This is a genomic window from Streptomyces sp. NPDC002888, assembly GCF_042888465.1.
In the GTDB taxonomy this organism is placed as follows: Bacteria; Actinomycetota; Actinomycetes; order Streptomycetales; family Streptomycetaceae; genus Streptomyces.
This window is the reverse complement of the sequence record NZ_JBIAPU010000001.1, coordinates 1-17620: the sequence shown is the minus strand read 5'-3', so window position 1 is coordinate 17620 and position 17620 is coordinate 1. Positions and strand designations below refer to the sequence as shown.

At 70.8% G+C, this 17620-nt stretch carries 11 protein-coding genes; 4 read left to right on the top strand and 7 right to left on the bottom strand.

Features of this window, described 5'->3' with window-relative positions; all coding sequences use genetic code 11:
• Positions 1–56 precede the first annotated feature (56 nt).
• The 7 genes from ACFYWX_RS00055 to ACFYWX_RS00025 all read right to left on the bottom strand — a co-directional run bounded on the left by ACFYWX_RS00055 (position 57) and on the right by ACFYWX_RS00025 (position 10812).
• The gene (locus ACFYWX_RS00055; RefSeq protein WP_389421717.1) at positions 57–1727 is read right to left on the bottom strand and encodes a histidinol-phosphatase; all 1671 of its coding nucleotides are present in this window, start codon (positions 1725–1727) and stop codon (positions 57–59) included.
• A 19-nt stretch (positions 1728–1746) separates the two neighbouring features.
• On the bottom strand, positions 1747–3588 hold the full coding sequence (locus ACFYWX_RS00050) for a LamG-like jellyroll fold domain-containing protein (RefSeq protein ID WP_389421716.1): 1842 nt from the start codon (positions 3586–3588) through the stop codon (positions 1747–1749).
• A 48-nt stretch (positions 3589–3636) separates the two neighbouring features.
• The gene (locus tag ACFYWX_RS00045; RefSeq protein ID WP_389421715.1) at positions 3637–6609 is read right to left on the bottom strand and encodes a glycoside hydrolase family 2 TIM barrel-domain containing protein; all 2973 of its coding nucleotides are present in this window, start codon (positions 6607–6609) and stop codon (positions 3637–3639) included.
• A complete protein-coding gene (locus tag ACFYWX_RS00040) occupies positions 6606–7445 on the bottom strand; it encodes a carbohydrate ABC transporter permease (RefSeq protein ID WP_389421714.1) in 840 nt (279 codons plus the stop codon). The genes ACFYWX_RS00045 and ACFYWX_RS00040 overlap by 4 nt, the downstream gene beginning before the upstream one ends.
• 11 nt (positions 7446–7456) lie before the next feature.
• Positions 7457–8428 carry a carbohydrate ABC transporter permease gene (locus tag ACFYWX_RS00035; RefSeq protein WP_389421713.1) on the bottom strand — a complete coding sequence of 324 codons (972 nt, stop codon included), beginning with the start codon at positions 8426–8428 and terminating at the stop codon, positions 7457–7459.
• Positions 8428–9714, bottom strand: coding sequence for an extracellular solute-binding protein (locus ACFYWX_RS00030; protein ID WP_389422152.1), 1287 nt, complete (start codon positions 9712–9714; stop codon positions 8428–8430). The genes ACFYWX_RS00035 and ACFYWX_RS00030 overlap by 1 nt, the downstream gene beginning before the upstream one ends.
• Positions 9715–9792: 78 nt before the next feature.
• Entirely contained in the window at positions 9793–10812 is a 1020-nt protein-coding gene (locus tag ACFYWX_RS00025; protein ID WP_389421712.1) for a carbohydrate kinase family protein, read from the bottom strand.
• A 176-nt stretch (positions 10813–10988) separates the two neighbouring features.
• On the opposite strand from ACFYWX_RS00025, the gene ACFYWX_RS00020 reads away from it, so the two are divergent.
• From ACFYWX_RS00020 to ACFYWX_RS00005, 4 genes are all read left to right on the top strand, one after another.
• A complete protein-coding gene (locus ACFYWX_RS00020; RefSeq protein ID WP_389422151.1) occupies positions 10989–11753 on the top strand; it encodes a DeoR/GlpR family DNA-binding transcription regulator in 765 nt (254 codons plus the stop codon).
• On the top strand, positions 11750–13087 hold the full coding sequence (locus ACFYWX_RS00015) for a 6-phospho-beta-glucosidase (RefSeq protein WP_389421711.1): 1338 nt from the start codon (positions 11750–11752) through the stop codon (positions 13085–13087). The genes ACFYWX_RS00020 and ACFYWX_RS00015 overlap by 4 nt, the downstream gene beginning before the upstream one ends.
• Before the next feature lie 66 nt (positions 13088–13153).
• Positions 13154–16213 carry an alpha-mannosidase gene (locus ACFYWX_RS00010; RefSeq protein WP_389421710.1) on the top strand — a complete coding sequence of 1020 codons (3060 nt, stop codon included), beginning with the start codon at positions 13154–13156 and terminating at the stop codon, positions 16211–16213.
• Positions 16214–16216: 3 nt separating this feature from the next.
• Positions 16217–17467, top strand: coding sequence for an alpha-L-fucosidase (locus tag ACFYWX_RS00005; protein WP_389421709.1), 1251 nt, complete (start codon positions 16217–16219; stop codon positions 17465–17467).
• Positions 17468–17620: the final 153 nt, after the last annotated feature.

Here is a 17620-nt window from a genome sequence, read left to right as displayed (position 1 = left end):
CAACGAGATGCTGACCGCCCGGTCCCGCGGGCGGGTCATGGCGAGATGACGCTTCATCAGGCTCCGGCCACCTCGACGAAGACGGGGTTGGAGTAGAACCACGTATCGGCCCACGGGTCACCGTCTCCGGGTGCGTGAGGAATCGGGCCGTGGGGATCGATCGCGGCGCCCAGGTAGCCCGCCCCGTTGCGCTTGCCGTCGCTGCCCCGCAGCCGGAGGTAGAAGGACTCGTCGCCCGCCGTGATCGGGATGCGCAGGGTGTACGTGCCCTTGCGGCCGCTGACGTCCTTGGTGTGGACGACCTTCGTGTCGGGGGCCTTCCAGGCGTCCCGGTCGGTCACCGGGCCGCGCACCGCGCCCCGGATGACGTCGACGTGGGCCAACTCCGGCAGGATTCCCTGGGGGTTGGCGCGGGACGCGGTCGTCACCGTCACGTTCAGCGTGATCCTCTCGCCCTTGCGGACGCGCAGCCGCCCGCCCAGCGTGACGCCCCGGCCCGCGTCGCAGTCCCGCTTCACCCGTACGTCGAGCCCGTCGAGCAGATGCCCGTGGTCGAGCCAGACACGGCCCGCGCGCAGCCCCGCCATCACCGCGCGGTAGCCGTAGCGGGTCACGCCCACATGGGTGCGGCTGAACTGGCCCGGCCAGAAGTCGCTGCCCGGCTGCGGGGTGTCGGTGTCGACCGGGTCGGGCAGCCTGCCGGTGTTGTCGAAGTTCTGCCCGGCCGGCCAGTCGCCGTTCTTCCAGGTGTCGAAGACGGTCCGGTGGTTGTCGGAGTTGGTGGTGATCGTGTACAGCCGCCCCTCGGCGAGCAGCGAGTCCCACAGCCCGCCGACGGTCGCGGTCGCCCAGTCGAAGCCGCCGTACGTGAGGTAGGCGTCCGCCGGGTAGCCCGCCCAGGACTGCGCCGACGGCTTGTTCTCGTACTCGCCGCGGATCGACGTCGCACCGCGCCAGCCGGGGATCGCCGCGCCCTGGGCGCCGGGGGCGCCCTCCATGCCGATCATGATCTCGGGAGCGGCGTCCCGCCAGGCGCGCACCTCGTGCGGGGAGTCGATGCCGAGGCGCAGCGGGTGGTTGGCGAGGACCAGGACGTCGTCGACGTACCCGGTGCGGCGCTGCTCGGCCAGCCACTGGATGGCCTTGACGGCGTGAGCCTCGTTGCGGGCGGTGTCCGCGGCGCCGGCGGAACCCTCGGTGTAGCCGAGCAGCTTGCCGTCGTAGGCGAGCTCGAACCGCGTGAGCAGGTCGACCTCGTGCTTGCCGGGCGCGGCGAACACCGTGCAGTGCTCGGCGGCCGGGATGTACCACTCCAGGCCCTGGAAGATCAGCTGGCGCGGGTTGTCGGCACGGGCCTTGAGGATCTCCTCGTGCTCCAGCTCGGCGCCGTAGTGGGCGTGCCCGAAGTTGGAGTGCTCGTTGAAGACCATCCAGTCCAGGCCGTACCTGGCGGCCGCGCGGGCCTGCTGGGAGAAGGTGTACTTGGCGTCGTGGCTGTAGACGGAGTGCACGTGGTGGTCGCCGACGAGATAGGCGAGGCGCGGGTCTTCGCCGCCGAAGCCGCGCTGCGTCGAGGCCAGCGCGGGGGTGGCCACCGACCCGAGGGCGAAGGCGGCACCGAACAGGCCGGTGCGGCGGAGGAGTTGGCGCCTGGAGACGCCCTGCGCGTCCAGGTCGGCGGGGGAGACGGACGGGTCGGCCCAGTCGGGCAGCTGCTGCTCGGTCATCGTGATCCTCGAGACGGCGTCAGTGGTTCATGAACGAGGTGACGGGCAGCGCCCGTGCGACGATCCGGACGTCACCGAGCCGTCCGTGCAGGATCTGGTCGATCTTCCCGGCGTACTCGTAGCCGCCCAGCAGCCAGGGCAGCCCCACCGAGGTCAGCCCGGCGGCGGCCGCCTTCGGGTTGCGGACCACCGGGCAGCCCTCGACGTACAGCGTGGTGTGCGTGCCGTCGTTCACGACCGCGAGGTGCCACCAGGTCTCCAGCGGTGTCTCCTGGCCCCAGTTGGTGGCGATGCCCTCCTGGTTGAGCGGGCGCGCGGCCCACTGCGGCTCGCGGTCGTTGGACAGCGACAGCGTGGCGAGCGGCTCGTCGGGGTCGTCGGCGGTCTTGCCCGCGGCGCCGCCCGTGCCGGTGCGGCTCACGATGCCGGACCAGGCGTGGTGGTCCGGGTCCCAGTCGGCGGGGAGGCGGTAGAAGGCCTCGACCGTGTAACCGTCCTTGAACGTGGTCGCGTTGAGCGGCGCCCCGTCGACCGTGCGCAGATACGCGCCCTTCAGCGGCGACTTGAAGCCCTGGAACTCCAGGCTGCCGTGCCCCGGCTGGTCGGGGTGGTGGTCGGACGACCAGGTCAGCGCACCGCCGCCCACCGTGACAAGTGTGAGGTCGTTGCCGCGACCGGACAGGTCCCGGACGGTGCCGGTCACCGGCGTACCGTCTTCGTGCCCGTCGAAGCGCCAGTAGGCGACCGTGCCGGGCACGACGATCCGGGATGTCGGCCGGGCCGGTCGCGCCGGTACGGGGGCGAAGCCGGAGAAACGTTCCTGGAAGTCGATGTCGACGGAGAACCGGTCGGCGTCCCCGCTCAGTTCGATCTCCTGCCGTTCCAGCTCGTTGAGCCCCTTCGCGGCCCGGCCCAGGATCCACGGGGAGACGGTCTCCACGTCGATGACGTTCCGGTCGAGGTCGAAGCGGTAGAGGCGGATCATCGCCGCGCCGCCGAAGTACCGGTTCTGGTAGTTCGTCAGATGCAGGTGAACGTCATGTCCGGCCGCGTTCTTCCGCGTCGACCGGGCGGCCGGCCAGTAGTGGCCGTTGAGGGTGAGGAAGATCTGGTCGTGGTCCTCGACCAGCTGGTCCCACAGCTGCTGCCCGTACGCGGAGAGGGAGTCGTCCTCGACGACCAGCTCGTGCGTGGTGAGGATGACGGGCGTTCCCGGGTGCGCGGCGATGACCTCCTTGGCCCAGGCGTACCCCTTCGCCGACAGCCGCCAGTCCAGGGCCAGCACCATCCACTCCCGCCCGGCGGCCCTGAACAGGTGGTAGGTGTTGTAGCCGTCCTGCGAGGCGCCCCCGAACGTCGGCTTCCCCTTGAACCGCTGCGGACCGAAGGCCTTCAGGTACGGCGTCGACCCGCGCTGGTCGTCCGTCGACGACTTCACGTCGTGGTTGCCGGCCAGGACGCTGTAGCCGACACCCCGCCGGTCGAGCAGCCCGAACGCCGCGCTGATCGCGTCGACCTCGGCCTGGGCGCCGTTCTGCGTGAGGTCGCCGAGGTGCGACAGGAAGACGACGTTCTCGTCCTCGCCGTGCTCCAGGAGGTAGCGCAGGGACGCCTCGACCGGCGCCCTGTCGATGCTCGGCCCGTCGAAGAGGTACTGGGTGTCGGGCATGACGGCGAGCGTGAAGCGGCGGCTCTCCGGGTCGGGCCGCCACCGGTCCGACGTCGCGGCCTCCGCGGTGGCCGGGAGGGCGACCCCGGCCGTGGCGAGGGCGCCCAGCAGCGCGGTCGCCCGCAGGAAACCGCGTCTTCCGGCACCGGCCTGCTCGGCCTCGCCGTGGTCGTGCTCAGGGGAATTGCACACGTGTTGCTCCGTGGGAAGGGAAGTGACAACGAAGCGTGGGGGGTGGGTTCACAGCACCCGCAGCGTCCAGCTCCAGTGATGGACGCCCGGTGCCACGAGATACGACGGTGAGGTGTCGGGGCCGCACGAGGCCGTGCCGAGGCCCCGGTGCGCCGCGTCGAGGTGCACCACGCAGCCGGGCCGCGGCACCAGCTCGTCGTGGTGCGCGGCCGCGGTCAGATCGGCGGCACGGTAGCGGGTGACGGAGACCTGGCGGGGCTCGTCCAGTTCGACCGCGAGACCGGTGGCGTCCGGCGCGGACAGTGTGAAGCGCCGTACGCCGTGCCGGCCGCCGCTCTCCTGCGGGCGCAGGTAAGGGGTGAACAACGCGTCGACGGGGACGGAGTGGTGACCCACGGGCGCGCCCGCGCTGCGGTCGGGGTACGACTCCCAGGGGCCCTGACCGAACCACTCCAGCAGATCGAGGCCCGGCACCGTCTCGAACACGGACCCGACCCGCGCCACGTCGTGCAGCTCGTCCGGCAGCTCGGCCCACTCCTCGATCCGGACCCCGCCCTCGACCGGCGTGAACACCTGCCGGTGGCGCACGGCCGCGACGGCCCCGGCGTACTCGGCCAGCACCGTCACGCCCGGCCCGTCCCGGTGCACGGAGACGACCTTGCGCACCAGCGAGTCGAGCCCCCAGGCACGCCAGCGCAGAGCCATCCCGCCCAGCTCGTCGTTGTCGGTGGGCGCCCGCCACAGCGAGAGCGTGGGTGCGGCCGTCAGCAGGGGATGGACCAGGAGTCCGTCGGTGTCGACCTCGACGGGGTCTGCCCCGAGGGGCTCGGTGACCTCGACGGGCTCCGTCGCGAGAGGCCGCTCGGCCACGCGCAGCCGCACCTGTGGTGCGCACACCTGCGTGCCGCGCGGCGCCCACGGCAGGTCCTCGGCCGTCGTCACCCGCAGGGTCAGCCAGGCCTCGCCCCCGCCCTCCGGCAGCTCGAACGGCAGCGGCACCGCCGCCGTCTCACCCGGCCGCAGGTCGGGCAGCTCGGTCGGCGCCGTCAAGGTGCGGCCGTCGTCCACCGACAGCTCCCACTCGGCGGACAGCCACTCCAGGCCGCGGAAGTGCTGGTGATTGGAGAGGACGACGCCCTCGTGCCGGAAGCAGTCGATGCGCACCGGCGCGGCGATCTCGCGGTGCTCGTACATCACGGGCTTGGGCGTGCGGTCGGGGAAGACGATCCCGTCGGCGATGAACGCGCCGTCGTGGATCGTCTCGCCGAAGTCGCCGCCGTACGCCCAGCGATGGCCGGGCGCGGCGACACCGTTGTCGTAGAGCCCGACGCCCCCACGTCCGGCCGGTCTTCCGTCGTTCACACGCTGGAGGATGCCGTGGTCCCAGAACTCCCAGATGAAGCCGCCCTGAAGACCCGGGGTTGCCTCGATGGCCGCCCAGTGGTCGGCGAGCGTGCCGTTGCTGTTGCCCATGGCGTGCGAGTACTCGCACTGGATGAGCGGCTTGGTCTGCTCCCCGGACAGCGCGTGCGCCACGCACTCCTCCAGCGGCGCGTACATGGGGCAGGCGATGTCGGAGGCCAGGTCCGGGTCGGCCCAGCCGCGCTTGGCGGCGCCCTCGTACTGGAGGGGGCGGGTCGGGTCGTGCCGGCGCACCCAGCCCGCCGCCGCGTCGTGGCCCGCGCCGTAGTCGGACTCGTTGCCCAGCGACCAGATGATGACGGACGGGTGGTTCTTGTCCCGCAGCACCATCCGCGAGACACGGTCGACGAAGGCGTTCAGATAGCGCGGGTCGTCGGCGATCTCGTGGGCGTGGTCGTGGGACTCGATGTCCGCCTCGTCGACGACGTAGAACCCGAGCTCGTCGGCGAGGTCGTACAGCGCCGGGTCGTTCGGGTAGTGCGCGGTGCGGATCGCGTTGAAGCCGAAACGCTTCAGCAGGACGAGGTCCGCGCGCATGTCGTCGTACGACACCGTCCGGCCGGTCAGCGGGTGGAAGTCGTGCCGGTTGACGCCACGGATGAACACCCGCTCGCCGTTGACCAGCAGGTCCCGGCCGACGATCTCGACGTCGCGGAAGCCGACGCGGTGGCGGGAGGTGTCGGCGACCGTACCGTCGGCGCGGTGCAGCCGGACCGTCAGGTCGTACAGCTCGGGCGTCTCGGCGGTCCAGGTGCGCACCTCGGGCACGGTGGCGCGCAGCCGCGCCTCACCCAGGAAGTCGGAGACCCGGTCGTCCTCGGCGTTGGCGCGGTCGAACTCCCGGTCCTGCGGGAGCGGATGACCGTCCAGGTCCCCGCTGACGGACCACCCCTCGGGCAGCGCGCCCCGCGCGTCCCGCACCTGGCAGTCGACCCGCAGCTCCCCGTCACGCCGGGCCCGCACGGTCACGTCGGCCAGACGCAGCGGGTCCGTGGCGTACAGCAGCACGGACCGGGTGATCCCGCCGTGCCACCACTGGTCCTGGTCCTCGATGTGCGAGGCGTCCGACCACTTCACCACGGTGAGCCGTACGAGGGCCCGGCCGCCGGGGCGCACGACCGCCGTCAGGTCGAACTCGGCGGCGAGGTGGGAGTCCTTGGAGATGCCGACGGGCCGCCCGTCCACATGCACGAGAAGCACGCTCTCGGCGGCCCCCACCTGGAGCACGATCCGGCGTCCGGCCCACTCGGCGGGCACGTCGACCGTCCGCTCGTAGACACCCGTCGGGTTGGCGGCGGGCGACTGCGGAGGGAATTCCGCGTACGGCATACGGACGTTCGTGTACTGCGGCAGGTCGTCCGTGTCCTGCAGGGTCCAGACGCCGGGGACGTACGCCGACGACCACGGACCGCCGACCGGCACGTCCGGAGCGGGCAGCAACTTGAAGCGCCAGTCGCCGTCCAGGGAGAGGCATCCGGAGCGCCGGTCGACGGCGTTCATGGGCAGCCGCCCCCAGGAGGTGACCTCGGGTGCCTCCCAGGGACGCAGGGCGATCAGGGGATCGGTGGTCGGGGGCCTGGTGATCGACGGATCGTTCATCCTCGGACCGCCCCCTTGCCGAGGTCGCCGATGATCTGCCGGGCGCCCACCGCGAACACGATCAGCAGTGGGACGAGGGCGAGCAGCGCACCGGTCATCACCATGCCGTAGTCCGTCGTGCCGTGGACGCCGTTGAGCTGGGACAGCGCCACCTGGAGAGTGACGTTGTCCGGGTTGGTGAGGGCGATCAGCGGCCAGGCGTAGTCGTTCCACTGGCCCATGAAGGTGAAGATGCCGAGGAAGGCCAGCCCCGGGCGGACCACGGGGAGCGCCACATGCCAGTACTGGCGCAGGAAGCCCGCCCCGTCGAGCTTGGAGGCGTCGAGCAGTTCGTCGTGGATGGCGCTCCTCATGTACTGGCGCATCCAGAAGATGCCGAACGCGTTGGCCGCCGCCGGCACGATCAGCGCCGTCATCGAGCCGATCCAGCCGATCTTCGCCATGATCACGAACTGCGGGATCACCTGGAGCTGCGTCGGCACCATGAAGATCAGCATCAGCAGCGCGAACAGCACCTTGCGGCCCGGGAACTCGAACTTGGCGAACACGAACGCGGCGAGCGAGTCGAAGAACAGGACGAGGAACGTCACCGCACTCGCGACCAGCAGTGAGTTGAACATCGAGCCGAAGAAGTCGATGTTGTCGAAGAGACTGCGGACGTTGTCCAGGAAGTGCGTGCCCGGCAGCAGCTTCGGCGGGTAGGAGAAGATCTCGGTCGTCGTGTGCGTCGACATGATGACGGCCCAGTAGAACGGGAAGGCCGACAGCAGCACACCGACGATCAGCGACACGTGCAGTCCGATGCCCCGGCGCCCGGAGCCCTTGAGGGATGCCATGGTGTGCGGCCTCACTGTTCTTCGCCCCGGCGCTGCACCAGGCGCCAGTTGATGATCGAGAAGAGGACGACGACGAGGAAGATGCCCCAGGCCACGGCGGCGCCGTAGCCGAAGTCGTTGTTGTCGAAGGTCTGCTGGAAGAAGTAGAGGACCATCGTCCGGCCCGCGTGGTCCGGACCGCCCGAGAACGTCGAGTCGTTGGAGGTGTTCTGCAGCAGCACCTGCGGTTCGGAGAAGCTCTGCAGACCCGTCACCGTGGAGACGACGAGCACGAACAGCAGCGTCGGCCGCAGCAGCGGCAGCGTGATGCGGAAGAACGTCTGCACGGGACCGGCGCCGTCGATGCGCGCCGCCTCGTACAGGTCGCTCGGGATGGTCTGGAGCCCAGCGAGGAAGATGATCGCGTTGTAGCCGGTCCACTGCCAGGTCATCAGCGTCGCGACGGCGACCTTGATACCCCACGGTGTGTTCAGCCACGCCACCTGGTCGAGCCCGACCGCCTGCAACAGGGCGTTGATCAGGCCGAAGTTCGTGGAGAACACCGAGCCGAAGATGATCGCGACCGCCACGACGGAGGTCACGTTCGGCAGGAAGAACGCGAAGCGGTAGACGTTCTTGAACCGGACCGCCGAGTTGAGCATCACGGCTGTGATCATCGCCAGGAAGATCATGGGGAAGGTGGCGAGCGCCCAGATGACGATCGTGTTCCCGATCGAGCTCCAGAAGTCGCTGTCGCTCAGCAGGTACGTGTACTGCGACAGGCCCGCGGACTCCATCGGGCCGAGGCCGTCCCAGCGGTGGAAGGACAGGTACAGCGAGAAGCCGACGGGGATCAGGCCGAAGCAGAGGAACAGCAGGTAGAAGGGGGAGATCGCGGCGTAGAGGTGCCAGTACTTGCGAAAGCCCGTCCGGGGCCGCGCGGAAGGCGCTGCCACGACCGGCGCCGGGGGCTGGGGTGTCTTGACTGCGGGGAGGGTGGCCATCAGTAGCTCACCCCCAGGTGCGCCGCGATCCGCCTGCACTTGCTCATGGCGTCCTTCCAGGCCTTCCGCGGGTCCTTGCCGAGGACACCCACGTTCTTGATCTCGTCCTTGATCGGCTGCCCGAGCGCGACGTCGAACGGGCTGTTGTAGGCGACCACGATCTTCTGCGCGGCGGGGCCGAAGACGTCCATCGTGACCTGGCCGCCGAAGAAGGGGTCGGCCTCACGCAGCTGCTTCAGGCCGTACGAGGCGGGCGTCGAGGGGAAGAGACCCGCGTCGACGTAGCCCTGCGCCTGGTTGCCCGCGTCGAGCATCCAGCTGATGATCTCGAAGGCCCGCTCGGGCTCCCGGCACGCCTTCGTGATCGACAGAAACGATCCGCCGTTGTTGGAGGGCCGCACCGGCATGTCGGCCACCCGCCACCTGCCCTTGGTCCTCGGCACGCCGTTCTTGATGTCGTTGGTGGCCCAGGAGGCGCCCAGCTGGCTCGGCAGCTTGCCCTCCTCGATCGCCGACAGCTGGTCCGGGGTGCCGTTGACGAGGTTGGAGACGATCTTGCGCCGCTTGGCCTCCACGGCGAGCGCCCAGGCGTCGCGCACGTGCTCCTGGTCGCCGATGAAGTGACGGTCCTTGTCGACGTACCGCCTGCTGCCCTGCTGCACCGCGTTCTCGAAGACGCTGTTGACGTCGGTGAGCAGGTAGGTCCCCGGGATCCGCCGCTTGAGCCGCTCGCCGGCCGCGAAGAACTTCTCCCAGGTGTTCAGCCCCTGGGACACGTCGGCCGGCTCGTACGGCAGCCCCGCCTTGCGGAAGACCTCGTACTGGTAGAGGTGCGCGACCGGGCCGCAGTCGATCGGGAAACCGATCATCGAGCCGTCGTCGGCGATGCCCTGGTCCCACTTCCACGGCAGGTACTGGCTCTTGTACTTCTGCGCGCCGAGCGTGCGCAGGTCCACGAACTGGTCGGCGTTGGGCAGGTAGGACGCCATGTCCTCGCCCTTGAGGCCCGCGATGTCGGGGACGTGGGCGCGGCCGGCCAATGTGGTGATCAGTTTGGAGCGGTAGTAGCCGCCGATCTTGATGGCCTGGAGGTCGACCGAGCTGTCGTAGCGGGCCTTGGCCTTCTTGATGACGGTGTCGCCCAGGCCGCCGTCCCAGTACCACAGGACCATGTTCCGGCCGGTCGACCCGGTCGGGACGGCACAGCCGGACGCCAGGCCGCCGAGCGCGGTGGCGGCCGAACCGGCCAGCCCCGCGCGCAGCAGGCCTCTTCGTGAGAGCCGCACAGCTCCCACCGCCTTTCGGATCTTCTCGTCTTCACGCATGGGGGGTTTCGTCTTCGCGCAGGGGGTCGGTGCAGGGGGTCAGTGCTGCCGTGCGGGTGGGGTGACGGGCGCGTACCGGACGGGAGCGCCGAGGTCCCTCGGCAGCCGGTCGGTGAGGAAGCCGTACGCGGCCTTGAGCTCGGGGTCGGTCAGCGACCGCCACCAGCGGTCGACGCCGTACCAGCCCGGGGCCGCCAGGGCCCCGCTGTGGTGGCGGACCGACAGGCTCGCGGCGAGCACCGCGAACCGCAGCCGCTCCGCCAGCGGCCAGCCGCCGAGCGAGGCCGCGACGAAGCTTGCGCCGAAGACGTCCCCGGCGCCCGTGGCGTCCAGGACATCGACGGCCAGGGCCGGGACCTCGGCGTACTCGCCGGTCGTCTGGTCGACGGCGACCGCGCCGTCGCCGCCGCGCGTGACCACGGCCACCGGCACCAGCTCGGAGAGCGTCCCGAGGGCCGCGATCGCGCTGTCCGTGCGGGTGTACGCCATCGCCTCGGTCTCGTTCGGGAGGAAGGCGTGGCACAGGGCGAGCTGGTCCAGGAGGTCCCTGGACCACTCCTGGGTGGGGTCCCAGCCGACGTCGGCGTAGATGTGGGTGCCGTTCGCGGCGGCCTTGGCGAGCCACGCGCGCGGTTCTGCCTCCAGGTGCACCAGGGCCGTGCGCGCCTCGGGCGGGTCGCCCAGCAGCTCGTCCTGCGAGTACGGCGGTTCCTGGCCGTGGGTGACGAGGGCCCGGTCCTGGCCGTACGCGAGGGAGACGGTGACCGGCGTGGGCCAGCCGTCGAAGACGCGGGAGAGCGAGAGGTCGACGCCCTCCTGACCTGCGAGGACCTCCTGGCAGTGGGCGCCGTAGAAGTCGTCGCCGAAGACCGTCGCGAGACTGGTGCGCAGGCCGAACCGGGACGCGGCCACCGCCAGGTTGGCGATGCCGCCGGGGCCGCAGCCCATCCCGGCGGTCCAGATCTCCTCGCCCGGCGTGGGCGGCTTGCCGAGACCGGTGAGGACGAGGTCGTAGAAGAGCAGCCCGGTCAGCAGCACATCGGGCCGGTCGTCGTCCACGCGTGCACATCCTCTCGTCGGTCGGCAGAGCTCGTCGGAGCTCGTCGGATCCTGGGGGAGATCGTCAAAACTCTTCATTTCAATGACCGGAATCGTTGCGCCGCCCCGGAGATTGGTCAATACCCGAGCAGAAGCGAGCATGGAAATGATTGAAGATGACGAGTAGTGTTCACGCCGTGCTGGCAGAACGACGACACCAACTCATCCTGCGCGCCCTGCGCTCCGGCGGCCCCGCCGCCGTGACCGATCTCTCCGAGCAGCTGAGCGTGAGCCCCGCCACAATCCGGCGTGACCTGCTCAAACTGGAGGAAGAGGGTCTCCTCACGCGCGTGCACGGCGGTGCCGTCGTCGAGGAGGGCGACCAGCCCTTCGCCGAGGTCGCCGAGGTGCGCGTGTCCGAGAAGGACGCCATAGCCGCGCACGCGGCGGCGATGATCGGGGACGGTCAGTCGGTACTGCTCGACATCGGCACCACCGCCTACCGCCTGGCCCGTCAGCTGCACGGCCGCCGGCTCACCGTGATCACCAGCAACCTCGTGGTCTACGAGGAGCTCGCCGACGACGAGGGCATCGAGCTGGTGCTGCTGGGCGGCATGCTCCGGCGCGAGTACCGCTCCCTGGTCGGCTTCCTCACCGAGGACAACCTGCGCCAGCTGCACGCCGACTGGCTTTTCCTCGGCACCAGTGGAGTGCGCCCGGCCGGGCAGGTGATGGACACGACGGTGGTCGAGGTGCCGGTCAAACGGGCCATGATCAAGGCCAGTGACCAGGTCGTCCTGCTCGCCGACTCGGCGAAGTTCCCGGGTACGGGCATGGCGAGGGTCTGCGGTCCCGAGGAACTGGACGTGGTGGTGACCAACGCGCCGGTGAACGTGACGACGCGGTCCTCCCTGGAGGAGGCGGGTGTCGAGGTGGTCGTGGCAGGAAAGGTGCAAGGGTGAAACTGACGATTCTGGGCGGCGGCGGGTTCCGGGTGCCGCTCGTGTACGGAGCGCTTCTGACGGACCGCGCGGAGGGGCGGGTCACGGAGGTCGTTCTGCATGATCTGGACGACAGCCGACTGCATGCGGTCGCCCGTGTGCTGGCTGAACAGGCCGCCGGTGTGTCCGACGCCCCCACCGTGACCGCCACCACCGACCTCGACGAAGCCCTGCGCGGCGCCGACTTCGTCTTCTCCGCGATCCGCGTCGGCGGCCTGCAGGGCCGCGCCGACGACGAGCGGGTGGCGCTGGCGGAGGGCGTTCTCGGCCAGGAGACGGTCGGCGCGGGCGGCATCGCCTACGGACTGCGCACCGTCCCCGTCGCCACGGACATCGCCCGGCGGGTGGCGCGCCTCGCCCCCGACGCCTGGGTCATCAACTTCACCAACCCGGCCGGTCTGGTCACCGAGGCCATGTCCCGCCATCTCGGCGACCGCGTCATCGGCATCTGCGACTCGCCGGTCGGCCTCGGCCGCCGTATCGCCCGCGTCCTCGGCGCGAACCCGCAGGACGCCTGGATCGACTACGTCGGCCTCAACCACCTCGGCTGGGTGCGCGGTCTGCACATCGCCGGCCGGGACGAGCTGCCGCGCCTGCTCGCCGACGCCGACCTGCTCGGCTCCTTCGAGGAGGGCAAGCTCTTCGGCGTCGACTGGCTGCAGTCCCTCGGCGCGATCCCCAACGAGTACCTGCACTACTACTACTTCAACCGCGAGGCCGTCCGCGCCTATCAGCAGGCCGAGAAGACCCGCGGCGCGTTCCTCGCCGACCAGCAGTCACGCTTCTACGAGGAGATGCGCGACCCGGACGCGGCCGCCCTCACCGCCTGGGACCGCACCCGCGCCGAGCGCGAGGCCACCTACATGGCGGAGAACCGGGAGACCGCGGGCGCCGGCGAGCGCGACGCCGACGACCTCTCCGGCGGCTACGAGAAGGTGGCTCTCGCCCTGATGCGGGCCATCGCCCGCGACGAACGCACCACCCTGATCCTCAACGTGCGCAACCAGAGCACCCTCTCGGTGCTCGACGGGGACGCCGTCATCGAGGTCCCCTGCCTGGTCGACGCCAACGGCGCCCACCCGGTCGCCGTCGCCCCGCTGCCCGACCACGCCACCGGCCTGGTCTGCGCGGTGAAGGCGGTCGAGCGCGAGGTGCTCGCCGCGGCCGGGTCCGGCTCCCGTACGACGGCAGTGAAGGCGTTCGCGCTGCACCCGCTCGTCGACTCCGTCAACGTGGCCCGGCGCCTGGTCGAGGGCTACACGGCCGTCCACCCCGGTCTCGGGTACCTCAAGTAAGCTCGCGGCGGAAAGCGCTTTCCCCGGCGCCTCGCCCTCCACACCTCTCCCTCTCTGGAGACCTTCATGCACGACGAACGCCGCCGCATCGAGGAGCGCGTCGAGCGCGTCCACAACCAGCGCATCAAGCCCGCGATCTACGCGGCCACCGTCCCCTTCGAGGTCGAGGCCTGGCAGGCACCGGGGGAGCCGGTCTCCTTCGAGGAGGCCGCGGCCGCGCGCTATCAGCCCTTCGCCATGGACACCCCGTGGGGTCCGCCGTGGGGCACCACCTGGTTCCGCATGCGGGGCCAGGTGCCCGCCGGGTGGGCGGGCCGGCGCGTCGAGGCGGTCATCGACCTCGGCTTCGTGGGCGACTGGCCGGGCAACCAGGCCGAGGCGCTGGTGCACCTGCCCGACGGCCGGCCCCTGAAGGCGGTCAACCCGCTCAACCAGTACGTGCCGATCGCCAACCCGGCGACGGGCGGGGAGCAGATCGACTACCTGGTCGAGGCGGCCTCGAACCCCGACATCCTGGCGAACAACTTCGCGGCACCGACGCCGCTCGGCGATGTACTGACGGCAGGCGACCGTCCACTGTATACATTCCAGCGCGCCGACATCGCCGTCCTCGACGAGGAGGTCTGGCACCTCGACCTCGACCTCCAGGTGCTGCGCGAACTCATGGTCCACCTCGGTGAGCACGAGCCGCGCCGCCACGAGATCATGCACGCCCTGGACCGCGCCATGGACGCCCTCGACCTGGACGACATCTCGGGCAGCGCCCCGGCCGTCCGCGAGGTGCTGGCCCCGGTCCTGGCCCGCCCCGCCCACGCCAGCGCCCACACGATCTCCGGCGTCGGCCACGCCCACATCGACTCCGCCTGGCTGTGGCCCATCCGTGAGACCAAGCGCAAGACGTCGCGGACCTTCTCCAACGTGACGTCCCTGGCCGACGAGTACGACGACTTCATCTTCGCCTGCTCCCAGGCCCAGCAGTACGAGTGGGTGCGCGACCACTACCCGCACGTGTGGGCGCGCATCCAGGAGTCGGTGAAGAAGGGCCAGTGGGCGCCCGTCGGCGGCATGTGGGTCGAGTCCGACGGCAACCTGCCCGGCGGCGAGGCGATCGCCCGCCAGCTCGTCCACGGCAAGCGGTTCTTCATCGAGCACTTCGGCATCGAGACCAAGGGTGTCTGGCTGCCGGACTCCTTCGGCTACAACGCCGCCTACCCGCAGCTCGCCAAGCTCGCAGGCAACGACTGGTTCCTCACCCAGAAGATCTCCTGGAACCAGACCAACAAGTTCCCCCACCACACCTTCTGGTGGGAGGGCATCGACGGCACCCGCATCTTCACCCACTTCCCGCCGGTCGACACCTACAACGCCCGCTTCAGCGGCGAGGAGATGGACCGTGCGGTCCGCAACTACTCCGAGAAGGGCGCCGGTACGCGCTCCCTCGCCCCCTTCGGCTGGGGCGACGGCGGTGGCGGCCCCACCCGCGAGATCATGGAACGGGCGCGCAGGCTCGCCGACCTGGAGGGTTCGCCCAAGGTCGTCGTCGAGCACCCGGACGACTTCTTCGCCAAGGCCCGCGAGGAGTACCCGGACGCCCCGGTCTGGAACGGCGAGCTCTACCTGGAGCTGCACCGCGCCACGTACACCTCCCAGGCCCGCACCAAGCAGGGCAACCGGCGCAGCGAACACAAGCTGCGAGAGGCCGAGTTGTGGGCGACGACGGCGGCCCTGCACGCGCCGGGCTACGCCTACCCGTACGAGAAGCTGGACCGTCTGTGGAAGACGGTGCTGCTGCACCAGTTCCACGACATCCTGCCGGGCTCGTCGATCGCCTGGGTGCACCGGGAGGCCGAGGCCGAGTACGCCCGGGTGGCACAGGAGTTGGAGGCGCTGACCGCGGAGGCGGTGGCGGCGCTCGGCGGGGGTGCGACCAGTGTGTTCAACACGAGCCCGTACGACCGCGCCGAGGTGATCCGCACCTCCGCGGGCGCGCCGGCGTACGTGGAGGTGCCGGCGAGCGGCAGCGCGCCCCTCGCCGGGGCCGGTGTCGGGTCGCCGCAGCCCGTGACGGTCGCGGGCCGGGTCCTCGACAACGGCCTGGTCCGCGTCGAGGTGGCCGAAGACGGCACACTGTCGTCCGTATTCGATCTTCGGGCGAACCGTGAAGTCCTCGCCGGCCAGGGCAACCTGCTCCGCCTGCACACCGACCTCCCGAACTACTGGGACGCCTGGGACATCGACAAGCACTACAAGAACCGCTTCACCGACCTGCTGGACCCGGACTCGGTGACCGTGGTCGAGGACGATCCGCTGCTCGGCGCCCTCCGCGTCACCCGCTCCTTCGGCAAGGGCTCGACGATCACCCAGACCATCACCCTGCGCGCCGGAAGCCCCCGTATCGACTTCGAGACCGACATCGACTGGCACGAGGCCGAGAAGCTCCTCAAGGCCGGTTTCCCGGTGGACGTGCGGGCCCCGCACTCCTCCGCGGAGATCCAGTTCGGCCACGTCCAGCGCCCCACCCACACCAACACCAGCTGGGAGGCGGCCCGCTTCGAGGTCTCCGGCCACCGCTGGGTGCACGTCGGCGAGCCCGGCTACGGCGTCGCGGTCATCAACGACTCGACGTACGGCCACGACGTCTCCCGCACGGTCCGCGAGGACGGCGGCACGACGACGAAGGTCAGCCTCAGCCTGGTCCGCGCCCCGCGCGTCCCCGACCCCGGAGCCGACCAGGGCAGGCACCGCTTCACGTACTCCCTCCTGCCCGGCGCGAGCATCGAGGACGCCGTCGCCGAGGGCTACGCCCTCAACCTGCCGCTGCGCGTGGCGGAGTCGGCGGGCGCCCCGCAGCCGGTCGTCTCCGTGACCGGCGAGGGCGTGACCGTCGAGGCGGTCAAGCTCGCCGACGACGAGTCCGGCGACGTCGTGGTCCGCCTGTACGAGTCCCGCGGCGGCCGCGCCACCGGCACCCTGCGTACCGGCTTCCCGCTGGCCGGCGCCCAGGTCACCGATCTGCTGGAACGGCCGCTGGAGGATGCGGACGCGGACGCCGACGGCAGGGTCGCGGTGTCGCTCCGCCCCTTCCAGATCCTGACGCTCCGTCTGAAGCGCGCCGGGGTGAGCTGACCCGTGTCCATGCAACCGTGGTTCACCGACGCCAAGTTGGGGATCTTCGTGCACTGGGGCATCTACGCGGTCGACGGCGTTCAGGAGTCCTGGTCGTTCTACGACGACATCGTGCCGCACGAGCAGTACATGTCCCAGCTGGACCGCTTCACCGGCGCCAGGTACGACCCGAAGGCCTGGGCGGACCTGTTCGCCCGGGCCGGCGCCCGCTACGCGGTGCTGACGAGCCGTCACCATGACGGCGTGGCGCTGTGGGACACGGCGCATGGCGACCTCAACCTCGGCAAGGACTACATCGGCCCCTACACCGAGGCCCTGCGCGAGAAGGGCCTCAAGGTCGGCCTGTACTACTCGCACTCCGACTGGAACCACCCCGACTACGCCTCCACCCGCAAGCCGGGCCGCCCGCCGGAGCTGGAGGACAACCGCTACTCCGAGGTCGCGGCCGAGTCCGAGGACCTGGCCGCCTGGGAACGGTTCCTCGCCTACCGCGACGGCCAGATCCGCGAACTGGCCTCCCGCTACCGGCCGGACCTGCTGTGGTTCGACGGCGAGTGGGACCGCAGCGAGGAGCAGTGGCGCATCCCCGAACTCGCCGCGCTCATCCGCGGTTACGTCCCGGACGTCGTCTTCAACGCCCGCATGCTCAGCGAGGGCGACTACGCCACCCCCGAGCAGGGCGCCCCGGTGGTGCCGCCCGAGGAGCCGTGGGAGCTGTGCCTGACCATCAACGACTCCTGGGGCTACCAGCACCACGACCACAACCACAAGTCGGTCGACCAGCTGATCCGCTACTTCACCGAGACCATCGGCGGGGGCGGCAACCTGCTGCTCGACGTCGGCCCGCGGGAGGACGGCACCATCCCGCAGCCGCAGGTGGAGCGCCTCGAAGCGCTGGGGGAGTGGATCGGCAGGCACGCGGAGGCCGTGTACGGGACGGTGCGCGGCCTCCCGGCCGGGCACCACTACGGTCCCAGCACCCTCTCCGCCGACCGCCGCACGCTCTACCTCACCCTGTTCGACGCCCCGCGCGCCGACATCGGCGTCCGCGGCCTCGCCACACCGGTCCGCAGGGTCACCGTCCTCGGCACCGGTACGGAACTCGCCCACCGGGTCGTGGGCGGGCTGCACGAGGCGGTCGGCGTGCTGTGGATCGAGCCGCCCGCCGAGGCCGACCTCGACCCGCACGCCACGGTGCTCGCGGTCGAACTCGACGGCGAACTGGAGCTCTACCGCGGCTCTGGCCGCTTCTGACCCCGGACACCATCTCGGGCCGGGGGGGGGGGGCCCCCGGGGGGGGGCCCCCCCCCCCCCGGCCCCCCGGGGCCCGGGGGGCCCCGCCCCCCGGGGGGGCGCCCCCCCGGGGGGCCGCCCCCCCCCCCGGGGGGGGCCGGCCGGGGGGGGGGC

Excerpts from the sequence above, each read along its gene's own strand:
- ACFYWX_RS00055 (WP_389421717.1), bottom strand. The coding sequence starts at position 1,727 with ATGACCGAGCAGCAGCTGCCCGACTGGGCCGACCCGTCCGTCTCCCCC.
- ACFYWX_RS00045 (WP_389421715.1), bottom strand. The coding sequence starts at position 6,609 with ATGAACGATCCGTCGATCACCAGGCCCCCGACCACCGATCCCCTGATC.
- ACFYWX_RS00040 (WP_389421714.1), bottom strand. The coding sequence starts at position 7,445 with ATGGCATCCCTCAAGGGCTCCGGGCGCCGGGGCATCGGACTGCACGTG.
- ACFYWX_RS00035 (WP_389421713.1), bottom strand. The coding sequence starts at position 8,428 with ATGGCCACCCTCCCCGCAGTCAAGACACCCCAGCCCCCGGCGCCGGTC.
- ACFYWX_RS00010 (WP_389421710.1), top strand. The coding sequence starts at position 13,154 with ATGCACGACGAACGCCGCCGCATCGAGGAGCGCGTCGAGCGCGTCCAC.